The 24123-nt window shown below is 70.5% G+C and carries 21 protein-coding genes; 12 read left to right on the top strand and 9 right to left on the bottom strand.

The window, feature by feature from the left end:
• Positions 1 to 28 precede the first annotated feature (28 nt).
• Both ABZ714_RS19255 and ABZ714_RS19250 read right to left on the bottom strand, forming a co-directional pair.
• Entirely contained in the window at positions 29 to 1111 is a 1083-nt protein-coding gene (locus ABZ714_RS19255; protein ID WP_358826456.1) for an inositol-3-phosphate synthase, read from the bottom strand.
• Positions 1112 to 1169: 58 nt separating this feature from the next.
• A complete protein-coding gene (locus ABZ714_RS19250) occupies positions 1170 to 1886 on the bottom strand; it encodes a helix-turn-helix transcriptional regulator (RefSeq protein WP_358826455.1) in 717 nt (238 codons plus the stop codon).
• Between the two features lie 360 nt (positions 1887 to 2246).
• Here ABZ714_RS19250 and ABZ714_RS19245 point away from each other — a divergent pair, with 360 nt between their 5' ends.
• Both ABZ714_RS19245 and ABZ714_RS19240 read left to right on the top strand, forming a co-directional pair.
• Positions 2247 to 5039 (top strand): transglycosylase domain-containing protein, encoded by a 2793-nt coding sequence (locus ABZ714_RS19245; RefSeq protein ID WP_358826454.1) that lies wholly within the window; start codon positions 2247 to 2249, stop codon positions 5037 to 5039.
• 123 nt (positions 5040 to 5162) lie between these two features.
• The gene (locus ABZ714_RS19240; RefSeq protein ID WP_358826453.1) at positions 5163 to 6761 is read left to right on the top strand and encodes a glycosyltransferase 87 family protein; all 1599 of its coding nucleotides are present in this window, start codon (positions 5163 to 5165) and stop codon (positions 6759 to 6761) included.
• A 93-nt stretch (positions 6762 to 6854) separates the two neighbouring features.
• Here the strand turns inward: ABZ714_RS19240 and ABZ714_RS19235 are convergent, their stop codons facing one another.
• From ABZ714_RS19235 to ABZ714_RS19225, 3 genes are all read right to left on the bottom strand, one after another.
• Positions 6855 to 7886 carry an alanine racemase gene (locus ABZ714_RS19235; protein WP_358826452.1) on the bottom strand — a complete coding sequence of 344 codons (1032 nt, stop codon included), beginning with the start codon at positions 7884 to 7886 and terminating at the stop codon, positions 6855 to 6857.
• A gap of 142 nt (positions 7887 to 8028) precedes the next feature.
• Positions 8029 to 9147, bottom strand: a complete 1119-nt coding sequence (locus ABZ714_RS19230; protein ID WP_358826451.1) for a peptidoglycan bridge formation glycyltransferase FemA/FemB family protein — start codon at positions 9145 to 9147, stop codon at positions 8029 to 8031.
• A gap of 271 nt (positions 9148 to 9418) precedes the next feature.
• Positions 9419 to 9727: a hypothetical protein gene (locus ABZ714_RS19225; RefSeq protein WP_358826450.1), complete on the bottom strand. Its 309-nt coding sequence runs from the start codon at positions 9725 to 9727 to the stop codon at positions 9419 to 9421.
• Positions 9728 to 10007: 280 nt separating this feature from the next.
• On the opposite strand from ABZ714_RS19225, the gene rpsF reads away from it, so the two are divergent.
• The 4 genes from rpsF (at position 10008) to rplI (ending at position 11734) form a co-directional block, all read left to right on the top strand.
• Positions 10008 to 10298: a 30S ribosomal protein S6 gene (rpsF, locus tag ABZ714_RS19220; protein ID WP_017240415.1), complete on the top strand. Its 291-nt coding sequence runs from the start codon at positions 10008 to 10010 to the stop codon at positions 10296 to 10298.
• A 71-nt stretch (positions 10299 to 10369) separates the two neighbouring features.
• Positions 10370 to 10969 carry a single-stranded DNA-binding protein gene (locus ABZ714_RS19215; RefSeq protein WP_358826449.1) on the top strand — a complete coding sequence of 200 codons (600 nt, stop codon included), beginning with the start codon at positions 10370 to 10372 and terminating at the stop codon, positions 10967 to 10969.
• Between the two features lie 63 nt (positions 10970 to 11032).
• The gene (gene rpsR, locus ABZ714_RS19210; RefSeq protein WP_358826448.1) at positions 11033 to 11269 is read left to right on the top strand and encodes a 30S ribosomal protein S18; all 237 of its coding nucleotides are present in this window, start codon (positions 11033 to 11035) and stop codon (positions 11267 to 11269) included.
• Between the two features lie 18 nt (positions 11270 to 11287).
• Positions 11288 to 11734, top strand: a complete 447-nt coding sequence (gene rplI / locus ABZ714_RS19205; protein ID WP_358826447.1) for a 50S ribosomal protein L9 — start codon at positions 11288 to 11290, stop codon at positions 11732 to 11734.
• A gap of 216 nt (positions 11735 to 11950) precedes the next feature.
• On the opposite strand, the gene ABZ714_RS19200 is transcribed toward rplI, so the two are convergent.
• On the bottom strand, positions 11951 to 13288 hold the full coding sequence (locus ABZ714_RS19200; protein ID WP_358826446.1) for an MATE family efflux transporter: 1338 nt from the start codon (positions 13286 to 13288) through the stop codon (positions 11951 to 11953).
• Between the two features lie 291 nt (positions 13289 to 13579).
• Here ABZ714_RS19200 and dnaB point away from each other — a divergent pair, with 291 nt between their 5' ends.
• On the top strand, positions 13580 to 16273 hold the full coding sequence (gene dnaB / locus ABZ714_RS19195) for a replicative DNA helicase (RefSeq protein WP_358826445.1): 2694 nt from the start codon (positions 13580 to 13582) through the stop codon (positions 16271 to 16273).
• Positions 16274 to 16293: 20 nt separating this feature from the next.
• Here the strand turns inward: dnaB and ABZ714_RS19190 are convergent, their stop codons facing one another.
• Positions 16294 to 16860: a dihydrofolate reductase family protein gene (locus ABZ714_RS19190; protein ID WP_358826444.1), complete on the bottom strand. Its 567-nt coding sequence runs from the start codon at positions 16858 to 16860 to the stop codon at positions 16294 to 16296.
• 100 nt (positions 16861 to 16960) lie between these two features.
• Positions 16961 to 17863 (bottom strand): TIGR03619 family F420-dependent LLM class oxidoreductase, encoded by a 903-nt coding sequence (locus tag ABZ714_RS19185; protein ID WP_358826443.1) that lies wholly within the window; start codon positions 17861 to 17863, stop codon positions 16961 to 16963.
• A gap of 358 nt (positions 17864 to 18221) precedes the next feature.
• On the opposite strand from ABZ714_RS19185, the gene ABZ714_RS19180 reads away from it, so the two are divergent.
• Positions 18222 to 19841, top strand: a complete 1620-nt coding sequence (locus ABZ714_RS19180; RefSeq protein WP_358826442.1) for an amidase — start codon at positions 18222 to 18224, stop codon at positions 19839 to 19841.
• A gap of 9 nt (positions 19842 to 19850) precedes the next feature.
• Here the strand turns inward: ABZ714_RS19180 and ABZ714_RS19175 are convergent, their stop codons facing one another.
• Positions 19851 to 20411 (bottom strand): GNAT family N-acetyltransferase, encoded by a 561-nt coding sequence (locus tag ABZ714_RS19175; RefSeq protein ID WP_358826441.1) that lies wholly within the window; start codon positions 20409 to 20411, stop codon positions 19851 to 19853.
• 297 nt (positions 20412 to 20708) lie between these two features.
• Here ABZ714_RS19175 and ABZ714_RS19170 point away from each other — a divergent pair, with 297 nt between their 5' ends.
• The 4 genes from ABZ714_RS19170 (at position 20709) to ABZ714_RS19155 (ending at position 24073) form a co-directional block, all read left to right on the top strand.
• Complete coding sequence (locus ABZ714_RS19170; protein WP_358826440.1) at positions 20709 to 21599, top strand: hypothetical protein; 891 nt, start codon at positions 20709 to 20711, stop codon at positions 21597 to 21599.
• Between the two features lie 67 nt (positions 21600 to 21666).
• The gene (locus ABZ714_RS19165; protein ID WP_358826439.1) at positions 21667 to 22197 is read left to right on the top strand and encodes a carboxymuconolactone decarboxylase family protein; all 531 of its coding nucleotides are present in this window, start codon (positions 21667 to 21669) and stop codon (positions 22195 to 22197) included.
• A 90-nt stretch (positions 22198 to 22287) separates the two neighbouring features.
• Entirely contained in the window at positions 22288 to 23562 is a 1275-nt protein-coding gene (locus tag ABZ714_RS19160; RefSeq protein WP_358826438.1) for an MFS transporter, read from the top strand.
• Between the two features lie 157 nt (positions 23563 to 23719).
• A complete protein-coding gene (locus ABZ714_RS19155) occupies positions 23720 to 24073 on the top strand; it encodes a hypothetical protein (protein ID WP_358826437.1) in 354 nt (117 codons plus the stop codon).
• The last annotated feature ends 50 nt before the right edge of the window (positions 24074 to 24123 follow it).

The following is a 24123-nucleotide window of genomic DNA, read 5'->3' as shown; positions in this document are numbered from 1 at the left end:
CCGGGGCGCGGCCCGGTCCACGGCGGGATCAGCTCTCGACCTCGCCCTTGATGAACTTCTCGACGTTCTCACGGGCCTCGTCGTCGAAGTACTGGACCGGCGGGCTCTTCATGAAGTAGCTGCTCGCCGAGAGGATCGGGCCGCCGATACCGCGGTCCTTGGCGATCTTGGCGGCGCGCACCGCGTCGATGATGACACCGGCCGAGTTCGGGGAGTCCCAGACCTCGAGCTTGTACTCCAGGTTCAGCGGGACGTCGCCGAAGGCGCGGCCCTCGAGGCGAACGTACGCCCACTTGCGGTCGTCGAGCCAGGCGACGTAGTCGGACGGACCGATGTGGACGTTCTTCTCGCCCAGCTCGCGGTCGGGGATCTGCGAGGTGACGGCCTGCGTCTTGGAGATCTTCTTGGACTCCAGCCGCTCCCGCTCCAGCATGTTCTTGAAGTCCATGTTGCCGCCGACGTTCAGCTGCATCGTGCGGTCGAGGATGACCCCGCGGTCCTCGAAGAGCTTCGCCATGACCCGGTGGGTGATGGTGGCGCCGACCTGGGACTTGATGTCGTCGCCGACGATCGGGACCCCGGCCTCGGTGAACTTGTCCGCCCACTCCTTGGTGCCCGCGATGAAGACGGGCAGCGCGTTGACGAATGCGACCTTGGCGTCGATGGCGCACTGCGCGTAGAACTTCGCGGCGGTCTCGGAGCCGACCGGCAGGTAGCAGACCAGCACGTCGACCTGCTTGTCCTTGAGGACCTGGACGACGTCGACCGGGGCCTCGGGGGACTCCTCGATGGTCTCGCGGTAGTACTTGCCCAGACCGTCGAGGGTGTGGCCGCGCTGCACCGTGACACCGGCGTTCGGCACGTCGCAGATCTTGATGGTGTTGTTCTCGCTGGCGCCGATGGCGTCCGCCAGGTCGAGACCGACCTTCTTGGCGTCCACGTCGAAGGCGGCCACGAACTCGACGTCCCGGACGTGGTAGTCGCCGAACTGGACGTGCATCAGACCCGGCACCTTGCCGGCCGGGTCGGCGTCCTTGTAGTACTCGACGCCCTGCACCAGCGAGGCGGCGCAGTTGCCCACGCCGACGATGGCTACGCGAACCGAACCCATTCCGGTTGCTCCCTGTGTGATTTCGGTATTCCGGATGAGACCCGCGGACCGCGGGGTCTCAGTTGGCGGTGCCGTCGGACGGATCCGGCGGGGTGGCGGTCCCGGAGGCGTTGCCTCCGGGGTTCTCCGCACTCCCGCGCCGGGGCAGGCCGTCCTCGGACGCCGCGGTGTTCCACTGCCGAGACGCGGAGCCGGGGGAGGAGCGTCGCTGCTCCCGTCCCGCCCGCTCGCTCTCGATGAGCTCGTTCAGCCAGCGCACTTCGCGCTCCACGGACTCCATTCCGTGGCGCTGGAGCTCCAGTGTGTAGTCGTCGAGGCGCTCACGGGTGCGGGCGAGGGAGGCGCGCATCTTCTCCAGACGCTCCTCCAGCCGGCTGCGGCGGCCTTCCAGCACCCGCATCCGCACCTCGCGCTCCGTCTGCCCGAAGAAGGCGAACCGAGCCGCGAAGTGCTCGTCCTCCCAGCTGTCGGGGCCGGTGTGCGAGAGCAGCTCCTCGAAGTGTTCTTTCCCTTCCGCGGTCAACCGGTAGACGATCTTGGCGCGCCGCCCTGAGAGTGGAGCGGCCAGGGCGTCGTCGGAAGCGCTTCCCGGTTCCTCGATCAACCAGCCGTTGGCGACCAGCGTCTTGAGGCAGGGGTACAGGGTCCCGTAACTGAAGGCCCGGAAGATCCCCAACGAGGTATTGAGCCGTTTCCGCAGCTCATACCCATGCATCGGGGCTTCACGGAGGAGGCCGAGCACGGCGAACTCAAGAATTCCCGAGCGCCTGCTCACCCTGGCCTCCCTTCGTGCCGTCCCGAGCCCTTGTCTCGTGCTGATGTATCGACTCGATACATCAGCACGATATGACGGTGAGGCGCCCGCGACAAGGGGGGTCACGGTGAACGGGATCACATCGGCAATTCATCTTGGTCAACTTGCCTGATTTGGGATGAACTTCGGAGTCGGGAGGGTTTTGTTCGTGCGTAGTCTGTGCGGATGCAGACACCGGGAACCACATGACGGCCTCAGCCGTCATCGCCGTGGATGCAGTGCGGACGAGCCCCTCGTGTGGCCGGTCCGTATCCATGTCGGGGGGACCGGAAGTCAAATGCCGCTTCCAGGCGTTTCGCCTGCCCGAGGAGTAGTCGTTCGATGAGCGAGCACCGTCGCAAGCCGCCGCAGCCCGAAGGTGGCGGCAGGGCGGCTGCCAGGCGCGCAGCCCAGCAGCCATCCGGCCGCCGCGCCGTACCCAGTGAGGAGAACGCGCCGTTCTCCCCCACCGCCTCCCATGGTGAGGAGCGGCCGTCCTACGGCGGCCGCGCCGAGGCCAGGCGGGCGGCGAAGCGCGGCGGTGGTCGCCGCCGGGTCGAACCCGCCGCCGGTGGCGGCCACGGCGGCCGGGGTGGTGGCCGCCGGGGCACCGGCGGGGCGCACTACGACGGCCCCGGCGACGGCGGAGGCCCCCGCAGGCGGCGGCTGATCGACTATCCGCGGTACAACAAGGACGGCTGGCGCCGCTGGGTGCCCTCCTGGAAGCTGGTGAGCGGGCTCACCCTGGGCTTCCTCGGCACACTGATGGGCGCGGCGGCGCTGGCGTACGCCTGGGTGGACATCCCCGACCCGCGCAAGCAGGCCGAGGCCGAGAACAATGTCTACTACTGGGCCGACAACACCCAGATGGCGGCGACCGGCGGCGAGGTCAACCGGCAGAACGTCGGGATCGAGCAGATTCCGCAGCATATGCAGGACGCCGTGAAGTCGGCCGAGAACAAGACCTTCGACGAGGACTCGGGTATCGACCCCAAGGGCATCAGCCGGGCGCTGGTGAACATGGCCAAGGGCCAGCAGACCCAGGGCGGCTCGACGATCACCCAGCAGTATGTGAAGAACGCCCGGCTCGGCGACCAGTCGCAGACGATCAGCCGTAAGTTCAAGGAGCTCTTCATCTCGATGAAGGTCGGGACGGAGATGGAGAAGCCGGACATCATGGCCGGCTATCTCAACACCTCGTACTTCGGGCGGAACGCCTACGGGATCCAGGCGGCGGCCCGGACCTATCTCGACACCGACGCGGCCAAGCTGACGGTCGCCGAGTCCGCGTTTCTCACCACCCTGCTGAAGGGCGCGACCTACTACGACCCGGCCGGGGCCACCGACCTCGACCCGGCGGCGACCCGGGAGTCCAATCTCAAGCGGGTGACCGACCGCTGGAACTGGGTCCTGGACGAGATGGTCAAGGACGGCCACCTCGACGGGGCGGAGCGGAAGACGCTGAAGTTCCCCAAGGTCGAGGAGCCCTCCAAGCAGGCCAAGCTCGGTGGTCAGATCGGCTATCTGGTCGACCTGGCGAAGGCCAACTTCCTGGCCAACAACAAGGACGTCACGGCCAGTGAGCTGGCGCTCGGCGGCTACCACATCCATACGACCTTCGACAAGAAGCTGATCAAGCAGATGGAGGCGTCGGTCAAGAAGATCTACGCCGAGAACATCGACCCGAAGAAGCGCCCCAAGACCGATACGCATGTCCAGTTCGGCGGTGCCGCGGTGGAGCCCGATACCGGGGCGATCCGGGCGATCTACGGTGGTTCCGACGCCACCAAGCACTTCACCAACAACTCCGACAACACCGGTGTCGCGGTGGGGTCGACCTTCAAGCCGTTCGTGCTGGCCGCCGCGATGACGGACGGCGTCCGCGACCCCGGGGGCGAGCGTCAGCAGTCCGCTTCCCAGCGCACCAAGCTCGACCCGGACCGGGCGATCTACAACGGCAAGAACAAGCTCAAGATCAAGAACTATGACGGCTCGATCTGGCGGAACGAGAACGGCGACGAGTGGCTCCAGGTCAACGACGGCGGCAAGGACTACGACAACATCAATCTGCGTGAAGCCATGATCGACTCGGCGAACAGCCCGTTCGTCCAGCTCGGGATGGATATCGGCATTCCGCAGGTCCGCAAGGCCGCGATGGACGCCGGGCTGCTGGAGAGCTCCCTCAACAAGGCCGATGTGCCCTCGTTCTCGCTCGGTATCTCCACCCCCAGCGCCATCCGGATGGCCAGCTCGTACGCCACCTTCGCCTCCGAGGGCAAGCAGCGGGACCCGTACTCGGTGCAGACGGTGAAGAAGAAGGGCCGGGTCATCTATGAGCACAAGGACGACCCGAAGACCGCCTTCGAGCCCGATGTCGCCAACAACGTGACGGACGTCCTGGTGGACGTCGTGAAGAAGGGCACCGGTAAGAACGCCAGGGTCCCGGGCCACCAGGTGGCGGGCAAGACCGGTACGACCGACGGCAACGTGTCCGCCTGGTTCGTCGGCTACACCCCGCATCTGGCCACCGCGTTCGACATGTACCGGCTGGACGACGACGCCAAGAACACCAAGCGGAAGTTCGAGGAGATGTACGGCACCGGCGGCCAGGACAAGATCCACGGCTCGTCGTTCCCGTCCGACATCTTCGCCGACTTCATGGCCAAGGCCCTCAAGAACAAGAAGGCCATCGCCTTCCCGCCCGCGACACCGATCGGCGAGGCGTACTGGGGCGGCGGCGCCTCCAGCCCGCCGCCGTCGAAGTCGAAGGAGCCCTCGCAGGAGGAGTCCTCGCAGAAGCCGACCGACGACGAGTCCGAGTCGAAGAAGCCCGAGTCCCCGGCCTCGAGCGCCAGCTCCCCCGGCCCGTCGACCTCCTGCAACCCGTGGGAGGACTGGAGCTGCGGCACCAACAACGGCGGCAACGACAACGGCGGCAACGGGGCCAATGGCGCCAACAACAACGGCGGCAGTGGCAACGGCGGCAACGGGGCCAGCGGCGCCAACAACAACGGCGGTAGCGGCAACGGCGGCAACGGGGCCAGCGGCGCCAACAACAACGGCGGTAGCGGCAGCGACAACGGCGGTGCCGACGGCGGCGGCGACAGCGGGATGATCGCGGGGCGCCGGGAGTAGCGCCCCCGCCCGTACCCCCGCATCCCCACGAGGGCCGCGGGATCCGGTACCGCGGTCGTGTCCCGGACACCACCGCCGCCCGGATTCCGCGGCCCTCGTGGCGTACCACGGCGGTACGGCAGGATGTGCACCATGCCCAGCGCAGAAGAGACGACCGTGCCCCGGGACGACCGGCGGCACGGCCGTCCCGCCGACCGCCACGACGACCGGCCGGACGTCCGGCCCACCCGCCGCGCCCCGGTCGCGGCGGCCGGCAGCGAACTGATCGGCGGCCCGGCGGGCCGCTGGGCGCTCCGGGTCCGCGGCGGCTATCTCACCCCCGTCCGGGTGATCGCGCTGACCGCCATCGGGATGTTCGCGCTCGGTATGGCGCAGAAGATGCCCTGCTACGAGTGGGCCTGGTTCCGGGGCGTCAGCTCCCAGTACACCCGCGCCTGCTACTCCGACATCCCGCATCTCTTCGTCGGCCGGGGCTTCTCCGACGGGCTGACCCCCTACTTCGACCGGCTCCCCGGCGATATGGAGTATCTGGAGTACCCGGTACTGACCGGGCTCTTCATGCAGATCGCCGCCTGGCTCACCCCCTCCGGCGGCTCGCTCCAGGAACAGCAGCAGCTCTACTGGGCGGCCAACTCCGCGATGCTGATGATCTGCGCCGTGATCATCGCGGTCTGTGTCTCCCGGACCCATCGCCGCCGCCCCTGGGACGCCCTGCTGGTCGCGCTGGCGCCCGCCTTCGCCCTCACCGCCACCATCAACTGGGATCTGCTCGCGGTCGCCCTCACGGCCGCCGCGATGCTGATGTGGTCCCGGGGCCGGGCCCTGGCCTTCGGCGTACTGATCGGTCTCGCCACCGCCGCCAAGCTGTACGCCGTCTTCCTGCTCGGCCCTCTGCTGCTGCTCTGCTGGCGGGCCGGGAAATGGCGGGAGTACGGCACCGCGGTCCTGGGCGCCGCCGCCTCCTGGCTGGTGGCCAACGCCTATGTGATGTGGCGGGCGCCCGAGGGCTGGCGCAAGTTCTACACCTTCAACCAGGAACGGGACATCGACTTCGGCTCCTTCTGGATGATCCTCGTCCAGCGGTTCGACGCCGTGATCACCCCCGACGAGGTCAACCGCTACTCCCTGCTGCTGGCCGTACTGGCCTGTGCCGGGATCGGCTGGCTGATCCTCGCCGCGCCCCGCAGGCCGCGCTTCGCCCAGGTCGCCTTTCTGGTCGTCGCGGTCTTCATCCTGACCAACAAGGTCTACTCGCCGCAGTACGTCCTCTGGCTCGTTCCGCTCGCCGTCCTGGCCCGGCCCCGCTGGCGGGACTTCCTGATCTGGCAGGCGTGCGAGGTCGGGTACTTCATCGGCATCTGGATGTATCTCGCCTACACCACCAGCGGTGACGCCCGGCAGGGCCTGCCGCCCGAGGGGTACCACCTGGCGATCGCCCTGCATCTGCTGGGCACGCTCTACCTCTGCGCGGTGGTCGTCCGGGACGTGCTGCGGCCCGAGCGGGACGTCGTACGGCAGGACGGCTCGGACGACCCCTCCGGCGGGGTGCTCGACCGGGCCGAGGACGTCTTCGTCCTGGGCCGTACGGAGCCGTCGGACGAGGCGTACGACGACGAACCGGAGGGCGTGAAGGTGCGCTGGGGGGCGTACGGGGACGAGCCCGAGCAGAACGGGCGCCCCGCGCGCCGTGACGACGCGCCGGAGCGCCCGGAAGGCCCGTAGGCGGCAGGGCGAGGCCCGCGGGCGGCGGCCGGAAGGTCCGCCGCCTGCCTACGGCTCAGAAGGCCGGGGACCGGCGTTCAGCGCTCCCAGCGCTCAGCGCTCGACAATTCGGTCGAACTGGGTCGTGGTGTGGCGCAGATGCGCCACCAGCTCATCGCCGACCTGCGGCTCCTGCGCGTCCGACGGCACGAACAGGATCGACACCTGCATATGCGGCGGCTCGGCGAACCAGCGCTGCTTGCCCGCCCAGACGAACGGCGACAGATTGCGGTTGACGGTCGCCAGACCCGCCCGCGCCACGCCCTTGGCCCGCGGCATCATGCCGTGCAGCGCCTTGGGCGCCTCCAGACCGACGCCGTGGGAGGTGCCTCCGGCGACGACGACCAGCCAGCCGTCGGACGCCACCTTCTGCTGCCGGTAGCCGAACCGGTCGCCCTTGGCGACCGGGGTGACGTCGAGGACGGAGCCCCGGTACTCGGTGGAGTCGTGGTCGCCCAGCCAGAGCCGGGTGCCGATCCGGGCCCGGAAGCGGGTCTGCGGGAACTGCTGGCGCAGCCGGGCCAGCTCCTCGGCGCGCAGATGGCTGACGAACATGGTGTGCAGCGGCAGCCGGGCGGCCCGCAGCCGGTCCATCCAGCCGATGACCTCCTCGACGGCGTCCGAGCCGTCGGTACGGTCCAGCGGCAGATGGATCGCGAAGCCTTCGAGCCGGACGTCGTCGATGGCCGTGGCCAGCCGGGCCAGGTCCTGCTCGGAGACGCCGTGGCGCTTCATGGTGCTCATGCACTCGATCACGACCCGGGCGCCGACCAGGGCGTACACCCCGTCGACCGAGGAGACGGAGCGGATCACCCGGTCCGGCAGCGGAACCGGCTCCTCGCCCCGCCGGAAGGGGGTGAGGACCAGCAGATCACCGCTGAACCAGTCCTTGATCCGGGCCGCCTCGTAGGTGGTGCCGACGGCCAGCATGTCGGAGCCGAAGCGGGTCGCCTCCTCCGCCAGCCGCTCATGGCCGAAGCCGTAGCCGTTGCCCTTGCACACCGGGACGAGACCCGGGAACTGGTCGGTCACCGACTTCTGGTGCGCCCGCCAGCGATTGGTGTCGACGTACAGGGAGAGCGCCATGGCCGGCCCGGAACCTTTCTGGTGGCTGCGGTGTATCGAAGGTATGGACGAGAACGGGGAGAACGTACGGAAGGTACGAGGTTACGTGGTGGGGGCCGCCGGGCCGGGAATCGCCCGGGTCCGGCGGCGCTCCGCCCCGGGGTCAGCGCCGCGACATATACATGTCGAGGGCCTTGTGCAGCAGCTTGTTCAGCGGGAAGTCCCATTCGCCGACGTACTCGACGGCCTCGCCGCCGGTGCCGACCTTGAACTGGATCAGACCGAAGAGATGGTCGGTCTCGTCCAGGGAGTCGCTGATGCCGCGCAGGTCGTAGACGGTGGCGCCCATGGCGTACGCGTCGCGGAGCATCCGCCACTGCATCGCGTTGGAGGGCCGGACCTCACGGCCGATGTTGTCCGAGGCACCGTAGGAGTACCAGACGTGGCCGCCGACGACGAGCATCGTGGCCGCGGAGAGGTTGACGCCGTTGTGCCGGGCGAAATAGAGGCGCATGCGGTTGGGGTCCTCGTTGTTGAGGACCGTCCACATCCGCTGGAAGTACGAGAGGGGGCGCGGGCGGAACCGGTCGCGGATCGCGGTGATCTCGTAGAGCCGCTGCCACTCCTCCAGGTCGTAGTAGCCGCCCTGGACGACCTCGACCCCGGCCTTCTCGGCCTTCTTGATGTTCCGGCGCCACAGCTGGTTGAAGCCCTTGAGGACATCGTCGAGGGAACGGTTGGCCAGCGGCACCTGGTAGACGTAGCGGGGCTGGACGTCACCGAATCCGGCGCCGCCGTCCTCACCCTGCTGCCAGCCCATCTTCCGCAGCCGGTCGGCGACCTCGAAGGCCCGCGGCTCGATATGGGTGGCCTCGACGTCCCGCAGCCGCTTGACGTCCGGGTCCTGGATACCGGACTTGATCGCGGGGGCGTCCCAGCGGCGGATCACCACCGGCGGGCCCATCTTCACCGAGAAGGCGCCCTGCTGCTTCAGATGGGCGAGCATCGGCTGCAGCCAGTCGTCCAGATTGGGGGCGTACCAGTTGATCACCGGGCCCTCGGGGAGATAGGCGAGATACCGCTTGATCTTGGGCAGCTGGCGGTAGAGGACCAGACCGGCGCCGACCAGCTGACCCGACTTGTCGAACCAGCCCAGGTTCTCCGAGCGCCACTCGGTCTTCACATCCGACCACGCGGGCACCTGGCAGTGGCTTGCCGACGGCAGGGACTGGATGTAGGCCAGATGCTGCTCTCGGCTGATGGTCCTCAGTGTCAGGCTCATATGGGGCGCTCCTCGGCAGGTGTGTCCCCATGGGTCAGGGGCTCCGGCTCTCGCGCCGAAAGCCTACTGGGCGGGGGAGGTGCCCCGAATGGCCGCGTTCGATCAGGCTGTTCGTCGCGGTCCCACACCTGCCGAAGCGGGTCCGCCGGCCCCGCTTCGGGGGTGCCGGCGGACCGTGCGCTCCGCACTGTTCACTTGCCTTCGGGACCCGGGCCGGGCCCGTTTCCCGGCACCGGGCCGGGTCGGGGGTCGGTCGGGGACCCGGTACGGGTCAGCCGACGACGCCGCCGAAGAGGCCGCCGTGGGCCAGGCCCAGATAGAAGCCCGCGGCCGACGCGCCGAGGCCGAGGACCAGGACGAAGCGCTCACGGGTCGTCTCGGAGATGAACTGTCCGTAGGCGCCCGTGAGGATGCCGATCAGCCCGGTCCACGAGCTGAGGAGATGGAGACCTGGGAACCAGGACGACACAAAGGCCAGGACGCCGAGGACCAGCGTCACCCCGGCCAGGGTGTCCTGAAGGGGATGGGGCTTGCCGTCCGTGGCGAAGAGGGATGTCTGACGTCGCGCTGCCTGGGCCATCTGGCACCTCCTGGCGTTGCCGCGCGCGGCGCATCGTAGTGCCGCGCACACCCGATGTGTACAGATTGCGCCCGGCGGGCACCGGATTTCAACCGGAAGCGCCCGGGCGGGTACTCTGTACGGTCTGCACCGGTGTCTGTCCAGGCCACGGGCCGATCCCGCCGCTCAGGCCGGTGAATGTCAGTGGGCCCTGGTTTACTCGACACCGTTGCATCACGCATCACGACCCTCCTGCCACGGAACGACCGTGGCCGCCGAGTCCAAAGGAGGTGGGTTCCACATGCGTCACTACGAGGTGATGGTCATCCTCGACCCCGATCTGGAGGAGCGCGCCGTCGCCCCCCTGATCGAGAACTTCCTCTCCGTTGTCCGTGAGGCCAACGGAAAGGTCGAGAAGGTCGACACCTGGGGCCGTCGTCGTCTCTCGTACGAGATCAAGAAGAAGCCCGAGGGCATCTACTCGGTCATCGACCTGCAGGCCGAGCCTGCGGTCGTCAAGGAGCTCGACCGCCAGATGAACCTGAACGAGTCGGTCCTCCGGACCAAGGTCCTCCGTCCCGAGACCCACTGAGCATCCGCTCAGAGGTCATCGGGTCCGAGTAGCAACAAGCAGCCAAGCAATCCCCGCCGAGAGGTTCACCCATGGCAGGCGAGACCGTCATCACGGTCGTCGGCAATCTCGTCGACGACCCCGAGCTGCGCTTCACCAACTCCGGTGCGGCGGTCGCGAAGTTCCGTGTCGCGTCCACCCCGCGCACCTTCGACAAGCAGACCAATGAGTGGAAGGACGGCGAGAGCCTGTTCCTGACCTGCTCGGTCTGGCGGCAGGCGGCTGAGAATGTCGCCGAGTCGCTCCAGCGCGGCATGCGTGTCGTCGTGCAGGGCCGGTTGAAGCAGCGGTCCTACGAGGACCGCGAAGGTGTGAAGCGCACGGTCTACGAGCTGGACGTCGAGGAAGTCGGCCCCAGCCTCCGGAACGCCACGGCCAAGGTCACCAAGACCACCGGTCGCGGCGGCCAGGGCGGCTACGGCGGCGGCGGGCAGCAGGGTGGCGGCAACTGGGGCTCCGGCCCCGGCGGCCAGCAGGGCGGCGGGGCTCCCGCCGACGACCCCTGGGCCACCGGCGCGCCGTCCGGCGGCGGGCAGCAGCAGGGTGGAGGCGGCGGAGGCGGCTGGGGCGGAAGCTCCGGCGGTTCCTCCGGCGGCTCCGGCGGTGGCTACTCGGACGAGCCCCCCTTCTAGGACCCTCCGGGGATCCCTGGGGCGGTTCGTTAACCCCACTTCTTGATCACACAGGAGAATCACATGGCGAAGCCGCCTGTGCGCAAGCCGAAGAAGAAGGTCTGCGCATTCTGCAAGGACAAGACCGCTTACGTGGACTACAAGGACACGAACATGCTGCGGAAGTACATTTCCGACCGCGGCAAGATCCGTGCCCGCCGCGTGACCGGCAACTGCACGCAGCACCAGCGTGACGTCGCCACGGCCGTGAAGAACAGCCGTGAGATGGCGCTGCTGCCCTACACGTCCACCGCGCGATAAGGGAAGGGTGACATCACTATGAAGATCATCCTCACCCAGGAGGTCTCCGGCCTCGGTGCCGCGGGGGACGTCGTCGAGGTCAAGGACGGATACGCTCGCAACTACCTGGTCCCGCGCGGTTTCGCGATCCGCTGGACCAAGGGCGGCGAGAAGGACGTGGCGCAGATCCGCCGCGCCCGCAAGATCCACGAGATCGCGACCATCGAGCAGGCCAACGAGGTCAAGGCGAAGCTGGAGGCCGTCAAGGTCCGTCTGGCCGTTCGCTCCGGCGACGCCGGCCGCCTCTTCGGCTCGGTGACCCCGGCCGACGTCGCTTCGGCGATCAAGACCGCGGGTGGCCCGGAGGTCGACAAGCGCCGGGTCGAGCTCGGTGCGCCGATCAAGACCCTGGGCTCGCACCAGGTCTCCGTGCGTCTGCACCCCGAGGTCGACGCCAAGCTCGGTATCGAGGTCATCGCCGCCTGACGGGCTGCGCTCGGATGAGCTGAGAAAGGGCCGTATCCCTGGGATACGGCCCTTTGCGCTGTCCGGGGCCGGGAGCGCGCCGGGCGGCCGAGGGCCGGGCGGGCGACGTTTCACGTGAAACATCCGGGCCGGGCAGGGGCCGGGGGTCGGGGCTTGGGCCGGGGCCGGGAGCGGGGCCGTCGTCGTACCGGCCCCTTGTAGCTCCGGGGGCGGCGGTCAGCGGGTGGCGCCGGTGACGATCCAGCGGCCCGAGCGGGTCCGGGTCCAGAGCGTCACGAGCCGTACGGTCATCATCAGGGCCATCGCCCACCACAGGGCCGTGAGCCCGCCGCCCAGGGCGGGGACCAGCAGGGCCGCCGGGGCGAAGAGGGCCAGGGTGACCAGCATGGCCCCGGCGAGATAGCGGCCGTCGCCCGCGCCCATCAGTACGCCGTCGAGGACGTAGACGACTCCGGCGATCGGCTGGGTGACGGCGACCACCAGCAGGGCGGGCAGCAGGGCGTCGTGGACGGCCGGGTCGCCGCTGAACAGCGGGAGGAAGAGCGGGCTGGTGGCGACCAGCAGCACCCCGAGGACCACACCGGACGCGATACCCCAGTGCACCATCCGGCGGCATGCCTCCCGGGCGCCCTCGGTATCGCCCGCGCCCAGATAGCGGCCGATGATGGCCTGGCCCGCTATGGCGATGGCGTCGAGGGCGAAGGCCATCAGGCTCCACAGGGAGAGCGCGATCTGATGGGCGGCTATGTCGGTGTCCCCGAGCCGGGCGGCGACGGCGGTGGCGATCATCAGTACGGCGCGCAGGGAGAGCGTACGGATCAGCAGGGGCACCCCGGCCCGGGCATTGGCCAGGATCCCGGCGGCATGGGGACGCAGGGACGCCCGGTGCTCCCGGGCCCCGCGCACCACGACCACGAGATAGGCGGCGGCCATGCCGTACTGGGCGATGACCGTGCCCCAGGCGGAGCCGGCGATACCGAATCCGGCGCCGTAGACCAGCAGCACGTTCAGTACGCCGTTGGCGGTGAAGCCGCCGAGGGCGACATAGAGCGGCGTACGGGTGTCCTGGAGGCCGCGGAGTACGCCGGTGGCGGCGAGCACGATCAGCATCGCCGGGATGCCGAGGGCGGAGATCCGCAAGTAGGTGACGGCGTACGGGGCGGCGGTGTCGGAGGCGCCCAGGACGTCGACGACCCAGGGGGCGAGCGGCAGGGTGACGGCGGCGACCGCGACGCCGAGCAGAACGGCGAGCCAGATGCCGTCCATGCCCTGGCGGACGGCGCCGGGCAGATCGCCCGCGCCGACCCGGCGGGCGACGGCCGCGGTGGTGGCGTAGGCCAGGAAGACGAAGATGCTGACGGCCGTCAGCAGCAGGGCGGCGGCGATACCGAGACCGGCCAGCTGGGGGGTGCCGAGATGGCCGACGACGGCGCTGTCGACCATGACGAAGAGGGGTTCGGCGACCAGGGCGCCGAAGGCGGGGACGGCGAGTGCGACGATCTCTCGGTCATGGCGCCGCCGCCGGGCTTTCGGTGACGCTGGGGCCTGGGTCATCGGGATAGGTTAATCGTCCACAGGTAATAGATGCAACTCATTGATGATCCTTACTTGTGCGGAGGGTGACGGTCGATCGGCGGGTTGTTTGTTCCGTTCGTGCTCCAGTCGGGAAACTTTTTCTCCCCCACAGCCGGTGGATGGGAAAATCGCAGGTCAGGGCCGCTAGGTCGAGAGAGATCGCAGGTTGTCCACAGTGCTGTCCCCCGGTCCGTGCACAGGATCGGGCGGGTTCTCCACAGCATCTGGCCCGTCATCCACATGGCCTGTGGATAACCAGATTGGCTGACGGTGGCGGGCGGCCTAACGTGGACCGTCGTTCGACGCGCCGGAAGCCGGGTCGGGCCACTCGTTTTGTCAGTGCCGTGCCGTAGAAAGAAGGGGCACGGCGAGGTCCGCTGCGCGGACGGGAGGAAGGTGGCCCGGGTGAGCATCTCCGAGCCCTTGGACGACCCGTGGGCGGCCGACGGAATCCCCGGCGACCGTCTGCCCGTCTCCCGTTCCCGTCGTGACGACCGCGGCGGCGACCGCGGCGGCGACCGCCGCGGCGGTCGCGGCGGACGGGACGATCAGCACGACCGCGGCCAGGACGGCGGCTGGGACGGTGGCGGCGGGGGCTTCGAGCGGGTACCGCCCCAGGACCTCGACGCCGAGCAGTCCGTGCTCGGCGGCATGCTCCTCTCCAAGGACGCCATCGCCGACGTCGTGGAGATCATCAAGGGCCATGACTTCTACCGTCCCGCCCATGAGACGGTCTACACCGCGATCCTCGACCTCTACGCCAAGGGCGAGCCCGCCGACCCGATCACGGTGGCGGCCGAACTGGTCAAACGCGGCGAGATCACCCGGGTCGGCGGGGCGTCCTATCTCCACACCCTGGTCCAGTCGGTGCCGACCGCGGCCAACGCGTCGTACTACGCCGAGATCGTCCACGAGCGGGCCGTACTGCGCCGTCTGGTCGAGGCCGGTACCAAGATCACCCAGATGGGATACGCGGCGGACGGCGACGTCGACGAGATCGTCAACTCCGCCCAGGCCGAGATCTACGCCGTCACCGAGCAGCGGACGAGTGAGGACTACCTCCCCCTCGGCGACATCATGGAGGGCGCGCTCGACGAGATCGAGGCGATCGGCTCCCGCAGCGGTGAGATGACCGGTGTCCCCACCGGCTTCACCGACTTCGACTCGCTCACCAACGGCCTCCACCCCGGCCAGATGATCGTCATCGCCGCCCGTCCCGCGATGGGCAAGGCGCTGGCCCTGGACACCCCGCTGCCCACACCGGACGGCTGGACCACGATGGGCGCGGTACGGGTCGGAGACCTGCTGCTCGCCCATGACGGCACCCCGAACCGGGTGGTCGCCGCGACCGAGGTGATGACCGGGCGGCCGTGCTTCGAGATCACCTTCGACGACGGTACGACGGTCGTCGCGGACGCCGGCCACCAGTGGGTCACGGAGACCGGCGGGCCCGGCGACGACGCCCCGGCGGCGGGCGCCCCCGAGGGGGCCGGGGCCGTACGGACGACGCGGGAGATCGCCGCCACCCTGCTGGCCCCCGGCGGGGACGGCCGGGCGCACCACAGCGTGCTCACCACCGCGCCCCTCGCCCTGCCCCACCGCGATCTTCCCGAGGCGCCCCGGGCCCTCGGCGCCCGGCTCGGCGCCCGGCCGGGCCCCGGCCGCGCCGGGACCACCACCGGGACCCGGACCGGGACCGCCACTGTCGCGTCGGCGGCCCCGGCGGGCGGCGTACTGCTCCTCGCCCCGCCCGAGCCGGAGTCGGAGTCGGAGCCTGAGTCGGAGCCGTACACCGGCCCGGCCGGGCGCCGCGTCCCGCCGGAGTATCTGCGGGCGTCCGCCGCCCAGCGCCGCGAGCTGCTGGCGGGCCTGCTCGAAACCGGTGGCACGGCCGTGCCGGTGGACCCGGCCCACTGCTCGTTCCGGTTCACCACGGCCTCCCGCGCCCTCGCCGACGACGTCCGTGAACTGGTCGTCGGCCTCGGCCACCGCTGCGACCCGGCGGACGAGCGGTCCGCTGCGGACCCGGAGGCGGCCCCGGCCCCGGCCTCGTCTCCGGCCTCGTACGACGTCGTCTTCACGGCGGAGCACGACGCCTCCACCGCCACCGGTGCCGACCGGGGTCCCCGGCGTCCGGACCCCGGCACACCGCGAAGGTCCCGGCGCTTCATCACGGCCGTACGCCCGGTGCCGAGCGTGCCGGTGCGCTGTGTGCAGGTCGAGAACCCCGCCCATCTCTATCTGGCCACCCGCTCGATGGTCCCCACCCACAACAGCACCCTGGCGCTGGACTTCGCCCGCGCCGCCTCGATCAAGAACAATCTGCCGAGCGTGATCTTCTCCCTGGAGATGGGGCGCAACGAGATCGCCATGCGACTGCTGTCGGCGGAGGCCCGGGTGGCGCTCCACCACATGCGCTCCGGCACGATGACGGACGACGACTGGACCCGGCTCGCCCGCCGGATGCCCGATGTCTCCCAGGCGCCGCTCTACATCGACGACTCGCCCAATCTGTCGATGATGGAGATCCGCGCCAAGTGCCGTCGGCTCAAACAGCGCAACGATCTCAAACTGGTCGTGATCGACTACCTCCAGCTGATGCAGTCCGGCGGCTCCAAACGCGCCGAGAGCCGCCAGCAGGAGGTCTCCGACATGTCCCGTAACCTCAAGCTGCTGGCGAAGGAGCTGGAGGTCCCGGTGATCGCGCTCTCCCAGCTGAACCGAGGCCCCGAGCAGCGCACCGACAAGAAGCCGATGGTCTCCGACCTCCGTGAGTCGGGCTCCATCGAGCAGGACGCCGACATGGTGATCCTGCTGCACCGGGAGGACGCGTACGAGAAGGAGTCCCCGCGGGCGGGCGAGGCGGACCTGATCGTCGCCAAGCACCGTAACGGCCCGACGGCGACGATCACGGTCGCCTTCCAGGGCCACTACTCCCGTTTCGTGGACATGGCCCAGACCTGACGGGGTCGGGGGACGGGCGCTCAGCGCCTCGTCTCGTACCTGGTCAGGACCACGCCGCCGGGAAACGTCCGGGTCTCCACCAGGTTCAGGTTCACCCAGCTGTCCAACGCGGTGAAGAACGGCGTACCGCCGCCCACCAGGACCGGCGCGGTGGCCAGCACGTACTCGTCGATCAGCCCGGCCCGCGCGGCCGCCCCGGCGAGTGTCGCGCCGCCGATGTCCATCGGGCCGCCGTCCCCGGCCCTGAGCCGGGTGATCTCGGCGACCGCGTCGCCGGTGACCAGGCGGGTGTTCCAGTCGACCTCGCCGATCGTGGCGGAGAACACCACCTTCGGCATGTCCCGCCAGCGGCGCGCGAACTCGATCTGTGCCGGGCCGGCGTCGGGCCGCTGGTCACCGGTCGGCCAGTAGGAGCTCATCGTCCGCCACAGCTTGCGCCCGTACAGCGTCAGCTCGGTCGCCCGCAGCCGGTCGGACCAGAACTGGAACAGCTCGTCGCTCGGCGGCCCGCCCCAGTCGATGTCGTCGCCGGGCGCGGCGATATAGCCGTCCAGGGACACGTTCATGCCGTAGATCAGTTTCCGCATGGTGCCGGCCTTCCGTGAGTCGGTCTCCCGGGTACGGACCGGCGCGGTGCCGGAGTCTCATCGGTGCGCGATCCGGGTTCTGGTGCTCCGGTGCGGCGGATCAGCCCTTCCGTACGAGATCGAGGATGTCCGTCGCCCGCCGGAGCGACTGGTCGACGCTTTCGTCGCTGTACAGCGTGTCGACCATGACCTGCCCGATGCCGGTCCGCTCGCCCACGGTCCTGATCACGGCGGCGACCTGCTCCGACGACGTTCCCGCTGCGATGTTCACCCGCAGGACGGTGTCGATGGCGGCCGGGTCCCGGCCCGCCTCCCGGGCCAGTTGGTCGAGGGCCGCCCGCCGCCGGATCAGACCGTCGATGTCCACCCGGCCGGGGACCACGCAGAACGGCAGCCAGCCGTCGGCCCGCCGGGCGACCCGCTTCAGAGCGCGCTCCGACACCGAGCCCAGATAGAACGGCGGCCGGGGCCGGCGGACCGGTTTGAGCGGTGCGTGGTGCGGCGGGACCGAGAGCTGATCGCCCTGGTAGGAGGCCGGATCCCGGGTCCAGATCGCCTCCAGCGCGTCGAGGGTCTCGTCCAGCCGGGCGCCGCGCGTGCCGAAGTCCAGGCCCGCCGCCTCGTACTCCTCGGGCGACCAGCCGATCCCGAAGCCGGGGAGCAGCCTGCCACCGCTGATCACATCGATGGTGGTGAGCGCCCGCGCCAGTTGGACCGGTGGGTAGAGCGGGGCGAGGAGGACATGCGTACCCAGGACGACCCGCTCGGTGGCGCTCGCGGCCACGCCCAGCAGGACGAAGGGGTCGGCGGCGGGGTTCAGTTCGGCCGGGACGGTGGTGCCGTGGCCGCCGTAGCCGATCCGGGGGTGGACGGCCGCGAGATTGCGGTCTCCGACCCAGAGACCGGCCCCGCCCGCCCGCTCGATCTCCCGGGCGAATTCCGCCGTCCGGTGGATCTCGAACGCCTGCCGGTGGAACTGCGGTAACGCGAAACCGACCTTCATGGAGTTGCTCCTTTCAACGGCGGGTGCCCCGGCTCGTTCGCCGTCGGCGCCCGTGCGCATGGTTTCCGCCGACTCCTCGCCGATGACAGCCGTCCTCCCGGTGTGTCGCCGTGAGTTGCGGCACACCGGAGTACGCGCCGGGTCCCGGCCGTTGCCGCAGCGGTGCCGGGCCTCGGACGCTGTTGCCCGCCGAGGTGCCGGGCCTCGGGCCGTTTCGTCCGCCGAGCCTCCGCGAGCTGCGGGGGAGGGCATGGAAGAGGGCGCCGCGCCATGGTGTCGGGAAGCTTCGGCCGATTCAGGCGCATTGCGCGAACCGGTATTTTCTGGCTTCCCCGGAGTGTTCGTACGGTCCGGTCGCATGAATCCAGATTTCTCCACGGCCGAGGAACTCGGTGCTGCCCTGCGGGCCGGTGACGTGAGTTCGGCCGAACTGACCGAGGACGCGATCGCCCGCATCGAGCGGGACGACGAGTCGGTCAACGCGATCTGCGTACCGGACTTCGACCGGGCCCGGGAGGCCGCCCGGGCCGCCGACCGGGCGCGGGCCCGGGGCGAGGACGGTCCGCTGCTCGGCGTCCCGGTGACGGTCAAGGAGTGCTACGATATCGCGGGGCTGCCCACGACCTGGGGCATTCCGGCGCACCGGGACCACCGGCCGGCCGAGGACGCGGTCCAGGTGTCCCGGCTCGGGGCCGCGGGCGCGGTGATCCTCGGCAAGACCAATGTGCCCCTGGGGCTCCAGGACGTACAGACCTTCAACGACATCTACGGCACCACCAACAACCCCTGGGACCTCGGACGCACCCCGGGCGGCTCCTCCGGCGGGTCGGCGGCGGCCCTCGCGGCCGGATTCGGGGCGCTGTCCATCGGCTCCGACCTCGGCGGCTCCCTGCGCAACCCCGCGCACTACTGCGGTGTCTACGCGCACAAGCCGTCGCTCGGGCTCGTGGCGGGCCGCGGCATGGTGCCGCCGGACGTCCCGGCGCTGCCGGCCGATTTCGACCTGGCCGTCGTCGGCCCGATGGCCCGGAGCGCCCGCGATCTCACCCTGCTGCTGGACGTCATGGCCGGGCCGGATCCGCTGACGCTGGGGGTGGCGTACGGGCTGACGCTGCCGCCCGCCCGGCATCGGCGGCTCGCCGACTTCCGGGTCCTGGTCCTCGACCGGCATCCGCTGCTGCCGACCTCCGCCGCCGTTCGGGCGGGCGTGGGCCGGGTGGCGGACGCGCTGGTGGCCGGGGGTGCCCGGGTCGTACGGGAGAGCCCGCTGCTGCCCGATCCGGTCGAGGCCGCGGTGCTCTACAACCAGCTTCTGATCTCGGGATCCGTCGCACGGTTCCCCGTCGGCGCGGACGAGCTGATCAGGGCCGAGGCCGCGGCACTGAGCCCGGACGACCGGAGTCTCACCGCGACGCGGCTGCGCGCGATGCTCTTCAGCCACCGTGACTGGCTGCGCGCGAACGCGCTGCGCGAACTGCACCGGCACGGCTGGCGGCGGTTCTTCGCCGAGTTCGACGCCGTGGTGTGCCCCGTCATGCCCACCCCCGCCTTTCCGCACACCCACCACCCCGGCCCGATGGAGCGGATGATCGATATCGACGGGGCGGAGTATCCGTACTTCGACCAGCTCGTCTGGGCCGGGACGGCCACCATGCCCGGCCTGCCCGCCACCGCCGTACCGGCGGGCCGGTCACCCGAGGGGCTGCCGGTGGGAGCGCAGATCATCGGCCCGATGTTCGAGGACAGGACCCCGCTGATGCTGGCGGAGCTGCTGGAACGGGAGATGGGCGGCTTCCGGCCGCCGGAGCGGCCCGCCGGTCAGGGGCCGAGCAGGGGCAGGCCGGGCGCAGGCCGGGGCGATCGGGGCGGTCGGGTCGAGGCCGGCCGGGCCGAGGGGAGCCGGGTCGAGGGGAGCCGGGGAGGCCGGGGCGGTCGTACGGCTCACGGCGTCCGGCGGGTGGCCTGCGGCGGCTCGTGACGTACGGGCTCAGCCGCCCGGCGCGGCCGTGGGCGGCGCGGCCGTCGGCGCCGGGGACCAGACACCGAACCACTGGTCGGCGTCATAGGCGCGGAACCGTTCCGCCTCGGTGAACCCCAGCCGCGCGGCAAGGCGCATCGAGCGGAGGTTGGCGGTCTGGGTGGCGAGGACGACCTCCTCGCCGGGGAGGGCTCCGGCGAACCAGCCGAGGGCCGCCGCGCACGCCTCGGCGGCGTAGCCCCGGCCCCATGCCCCGGGCAGGAAGAGATAGCCCAGCTCGGCGCGTCCGGCGGCCTGCGGGAGGTGGCCGGTGTCCTTGGTGAGCATGACCCGGCCGATCATCGCGCCGTCGAGCGCGACGACGAAGAGGCCGGAGCGGCGGGCGGGGGTGCCGGGTGTGTCGCGTTCGAGTTCGGTACGCGGCCGGGGGCCGCCGAGATAGGCGCCGACCTCGGGCGAGGCCAGCAGTTCGATGGTCGCGGCACGGTCCCCGGCCTCGGGTTCGCGGAGGACGAGCCGCCCGGTCCTGATCGGGGCGGGTGGCCAGGCGACGGCTCCGAGATCGGTCATGGCCCCCAGCCAAGCAACCGTTCCGGCGGTGATCAAGGCTTGGGGCGGGCCGATCGCGCGCCGTCCGTACGGCCGCCCGCCCACCCGCCCGTAAGGCCGCCCGCCCGGCTGTACGGGCCCGGGGCCGGGAGCGGGGCGGGGCCCGGATGGGCTCCGGATGGGCTCCGGCGGTTGATCACTTCGATGGGACTCGGTGGCGAATCCCCTGGACGGCATACCCCCCGGGGGTATACAGTTCGGATTGTTGAACCGAACGGACCGCACCGGAAGGCGCGGAAGAGCCAGGGAGAAGCAGCCATGACGAACCACTCCGGACACCAGCACACCGGCCACGCGGGCCACGGCGCTCACACCGCCCACGGTTCGCACGGTGGCCACGGCGCTCATGAGGGCCACGGCGCTCACGGCGGGGGCCGCCCCGGTGGCCTTTCGGTCTCCGAGGACGGGTACACCATCGAGCTCGACTCCACGGTCCTCACCGCCGGTGTCCAACCGGTGACCTTCCGGGTGACCGGCCCCGACGGCCGAGTGGTCACCGAGTTCACCCCCGAGCACGAGAAGGAACTGCACTTCATCGCCGTCCGGCGGGACACGGCCGGATTCCAGCACGTACACCCGGTGCGAGACGGCGAGGGCACCTGGAGCGTCGAGCTGGATCTGACGCCCGGCGACTGGCGGTTCTTCGCCGATATCCACCCGACCGGCCACAACGCGACCCTGACGCTGGGGATCGACGCCGCGGTCGCCGGATCGTACGAGCCCCGGCCGCTGCCCGAGGTGAGCCGTACCGCGGTCATCGGCGAGTACACCGTGGCCCTCGACGGCGACCTCCTGCCCGGTGCGGCGGGCGATCTGACCCTCACCGTCAGCCGGAACGGGCGGCCCGTCACCGACCTGGAGCCCTATCTGGCCGCGTACGGCCACCTGGTGGCGCTGCGCGTCGGCGACCTGGGCTACCTCCATGTCCACCCGGACGGCGAGCCCGGTGACGGGGTCACCGCGCCGGGGCCCGGGATCTCCTTCATGGCGACCGCGCCGACCGCCGGCGCGTACCGCCTCTTCCTCGACTTCCAGCACGAAGGCGTGGTCCGGACGGCCGAGTTCACGGTACGTACCGCCGTCGCCGCCGAGGCCCCGCAGGCCGCGGACGAGCACGGCGGTCACCACGGCCACCACGGCCACCACTGACGGTCATGACACCGAAGCCGAAGACCACCATGAGCGGGATGTCCCCCGTACCGGAAGGAGAAGCGCCGTGCCCCGTCTGAACCGACTCACGTCCGATACCGCGGTCGGCGCCTCCCGCGACCTCCTCGCCGACCTGGAAGCCCGGCACGGCCGACCCGGTGACATGGTCGCCACCATGGCCAACTCACCAGCCGTACTCGGCGGATACCTCCAGCTCAGCCGGGCCATGGGCCGCGCCAAACTCGACCGGGCGATCAGCGAGCGGATCTCGATCGCGGTCCAGGCCCACCAGGGCTGCGGACTCTGTCTGGACGCCCATATCGGCGCCGCCCGCGCCAGAGGAGTGGACGACGAGGAGATCGAGCGGGCCCGCCGGGGCACCTCGGCCGACCCCGCGATCGCCGTGATCATCGCCCTCGCCCTCCGGATCCACCGCGAGCCCACCTCGATCACCGACGAACAGGTCGGCGCGCTGCGTGAGTACGGCTACAGCGACCGGGCGATAGCCGATGTCGTCGGCATCGTCGCGCTCAACGTCCTCACCGGCTCCTTCAACCTGCTTGCCGGACTCACCCCGGGGAGCGACCCCGATGCGTAGAGACAACCCCGTCTGTCCCCGCGGGGCACGGCCACCGCCTCCCCGTGGCCGTGCCCCGCCGCAGGGACACGTGAGAAATCGGAATCCGCCATGAGCTTGTTCGCCGTCCGCGACTACCGCCATCTCTTCGGCGCCCAGGTCATCGCCCTCTTCGGGACCGGGCTCGCCACCGTCGCCCTCGGACTCCTCGCCTACGATCTGGCCGGCCCGCGCGCCGGAGTGGTCCTCGGGACCGCCCTGACCGTGAAGATGGTCATGTACGTGGTCATCGCCCCACTGGCCGCCGCGTATGTCGACCGGCTCCCCAGAAGGACCTTCCTCTTCCTCCTCGACGTCGTCCGGGGCGCGGTCGTACTGGCCCTGCCGCTGGTCACCGAGGTCTGGCACATCTACGTACTGATCGGCCTGCTCCAGGCGTCGTCCGCGGCGTTCACCCCGACGTTCCAGGCCGTCATCCCCGACATCGTCACCGACGAGGCCGACTACACCCGGGCCCTCTCCGCCTCGCAGGTCGCCTCCACCATGGAGAGCCTGCTCAGCCCGGTACTGGCCGCCGTCGCCCTGACGTTCATGAGCTTCGACTGGCTGTTCCTCGGCACCTCCGCCGGATTCCTGGTCTCCGCCCTGCTCGTTCTGTCGACCCGGATCCCCGACGCCCGCCCCAGCGCCCACACCAAGGCGTGGGACAAGGCCGCGGCCGGGATCAGGACCTTCGTCAGGACACCGCGGCTGCGCGGAGTGATGGCCCTCAACCTGGTGGTCGCGGCGGCCGGTTCGATCGTCGTCGTCAACACCGTCAACTACGTCCGGGACGAGCTCGGCGGCTCCCAGTCGGACGTCGCCTGGACGCTCGCCGCCTCCGGCACCGGAACCCTGCTGGCCGCCCTCGTCCTGCCCCGGATCCTCGACCGGGTCGCCGCCAGGACCGTGATGACCACCGGCGCCGGAGTCCTCGTCGGCGGTACGGCCGCGGCGGTGACACTGAGCGCGGCCGGGGTCGCGAACTGGACCGCGACGGCGATCGTCTGGACCGTGATCGGGATCGGGATGGCCCTGGTCATCACCCCGACCGGCAAGGTCCTGCGGGCCTCCGTCGCCCGGAACGCGATCCCCGAGGCGTTCGCGGCGCAGTTCTCCCTCTCGCACCTGGCCTGGCTGATCACCTACCCCGTCGCGGGATGGCTCGGTACGAGCGCCGGATTCACCGTCACCTGGTCCGTACTCGCGGTCCTCGCCGGGACGGGAGCGGTCGCCGCCCTCCTCCTCTGGCCGCGCCACGAGGGCCGGGACGCGAGCACCGCACCGGCCACCGCCGTCCCGGCGCCCCGGGCGACGGACAGGTCGACCCTCTCCAAGGCCGCCTGACGGCCCGCGCCGCCCACGGGGTGGCTCCACCGGAAACCCGGGGGAGCCACCCCGAACACGCGCGCTGGATTCATCCACCAGGCGATCACACGACTACGACCCGGAGTTCCGGGACAAGGCGGTCCGGATACGTACCTGGGGGACCGGGCTGCTGGCCGTGGCGGCGCTGCTCCGGGGCTGGTGCGCCGTCCTCCTGCTGACGCCGTACGACGTCGGGCGGGAGCCCGGCGACAAGTACCCGGCCGGGTGCGCATCGCGACTCACCACCGACCGGGGCACCGCCGACGACGGGGTGCGCCGGGGCGACTTCTGCGCCGATGAGCGCGACTGGCCCGAGGCGCTGGCCGTACGCGGCCTCTCCGTACCGGTCTCGGTCATCGGCGTGGCCCTCTTCACCAGCGGCCAGGTGAGCCTGCGCCTGAGCGCCCACGCCCAGGCCCTCCGGTTCATGGACCGCCGTGCCGAGGAGGAGCGGGAGAAGAAGGCGGAGCGGGAGAACGAGCAGGCGTGACCCGGCGGGTCCGGCCGGACCGGGCTTCGGGGCGGGACGCGGTTGACCCT

Origin of the sequence: Streptomyces sp. NPDC006798 (genome assembly GCF_040635975.1) — a bacterium.
In the GTDB taxonomy this organism is placed as follows: Bacteria; Actinomycetota; Actinomycetes; order Streptomycetales; family Streptomycetaceae; genus Streptomyces.
This window is presented reverse-complemented; position numbering and strand designations above follow the sequence as displayed.

Bases quoted from the DNA above. Each gene is read 5' to 3' on its own strand.
- ABZ714_RS19185 (WP_358826443.1), bottom strand. From the start codon at position 17,863: ATGAAGGTCGGTTTCGCGTTACCGCAGTTCCACCGGCAGGCGTTCGAG.
- ABZ714_RS19180 (WP_358826442.1), top strand. From the start codon at position 18,222: ATGAATCCAGATTTCTCCACGGCCGAGGAACTCGGTGCTGCCCTGCGG.
- ABZ714_RS19245 (WP_358826454.1), top strand. From the start codon at position 2,247: ATGAGCGAGCACCGTCGCAAGCCGCCGCAGCCCGAAGGTGGCGGCAGG.
- ABZ714_RS19190 (WP_358826444.1), bottom strand. From the start codon at position 16,860: ATGCGGAAACTGATCTACGGCATGAACGTGTCCCTGGACGGCTATATC.
- ABZ714_RS19235 (WP_358826452.1), bottom strand. From the start codon at position 7,886: ATGGCGCTCTCCCTGTACGTCGACACCAATCGCTGGCGGGCGCACCAG.
- ABZ714_RS19255 (WP_358826456.1), bottom strand. From the start codon at position 1,111: ATGGGTTCGGTTCGCGTAGCCATCGTCGGCGTGGGCAACTGCGCCGCC.
- ABZ714_RS19200 (WP_358826446.1), bottom strand. From the start codon at position 13,288: ATGACCCAGGCCCCAGCGTCACCGAAAGCCCGGCGGCGGCGCCATGAC.
- rplI (WP_358826447.1), top strand. From the start codon at position 11,288: ATGAAGATCATCCTCACCCAGGAGGTCTCCGGCCTCGGTGCCGCGGGG.
- ABZ714_RS19225 (WP_358826450.1), bottom strand. From the start codon at position 9,727: ATGGCCCAGGCAGCGCGACGTCAGACATCCCTCTTCGCCACGGACGGC.
- ABZ714_RS19175 (WP_358826441.1), bottom strand. From the start codon at position 20,411: ATGACCGATCTCGGAGCCGTCGCCTGGCCACCCGCCCCGATCAGGACC.
- rpsR (WP_358826448.1), top strand. From the start codon at position 11,033: ATGGCGAAGCCGCCTGTGCGCAAGCCGAAGAAGAAGGTCTGCGCATTC.
- ABZ714_RS19230 (WP_358826451.1), bottom strand. From the start codon at position 9,147: ATGAGCCTGACACTGAGGACCATCAGCCGAGAGCAGCATCTGGCCTAC.
- ABZ714_RS19215 (WP_358826449.1), top strand. From the start codon at position 10,370: ATGGCAGGCGAGACCGTCATCACGGTCGTCGGCAATCTCGTCGACGAC.
- ABZ714_RS19240 (WP_358826453.1), top strand. From the start codon at position 5,163: ATGTGCACCATGCCCAGCGCAGAAGAGACGACCGTGCCCCGGGACGAC.
- ABZ714_RS19170 (WP_358826440.1), top strand. From the start codon at position 20,709: ATGACGAACCACTCCGGACACCAGCACACCGGCCACGCGGGCCACGGC.
- rpsF (WP_017240415.1), top strand. From the start codon at position 10,008: ATGCGTCACTACGAGGTGATGGTCATCCTCGACCCCGATCTGGAGGAG.
- ABZ714_RS19160 (WP_358826438.1), top strand. From the start codon at position 22,288: ATGAGCTTGTTCGCCGTCCGCGACTACCGCCATCTCTTCGGCGCCCAG.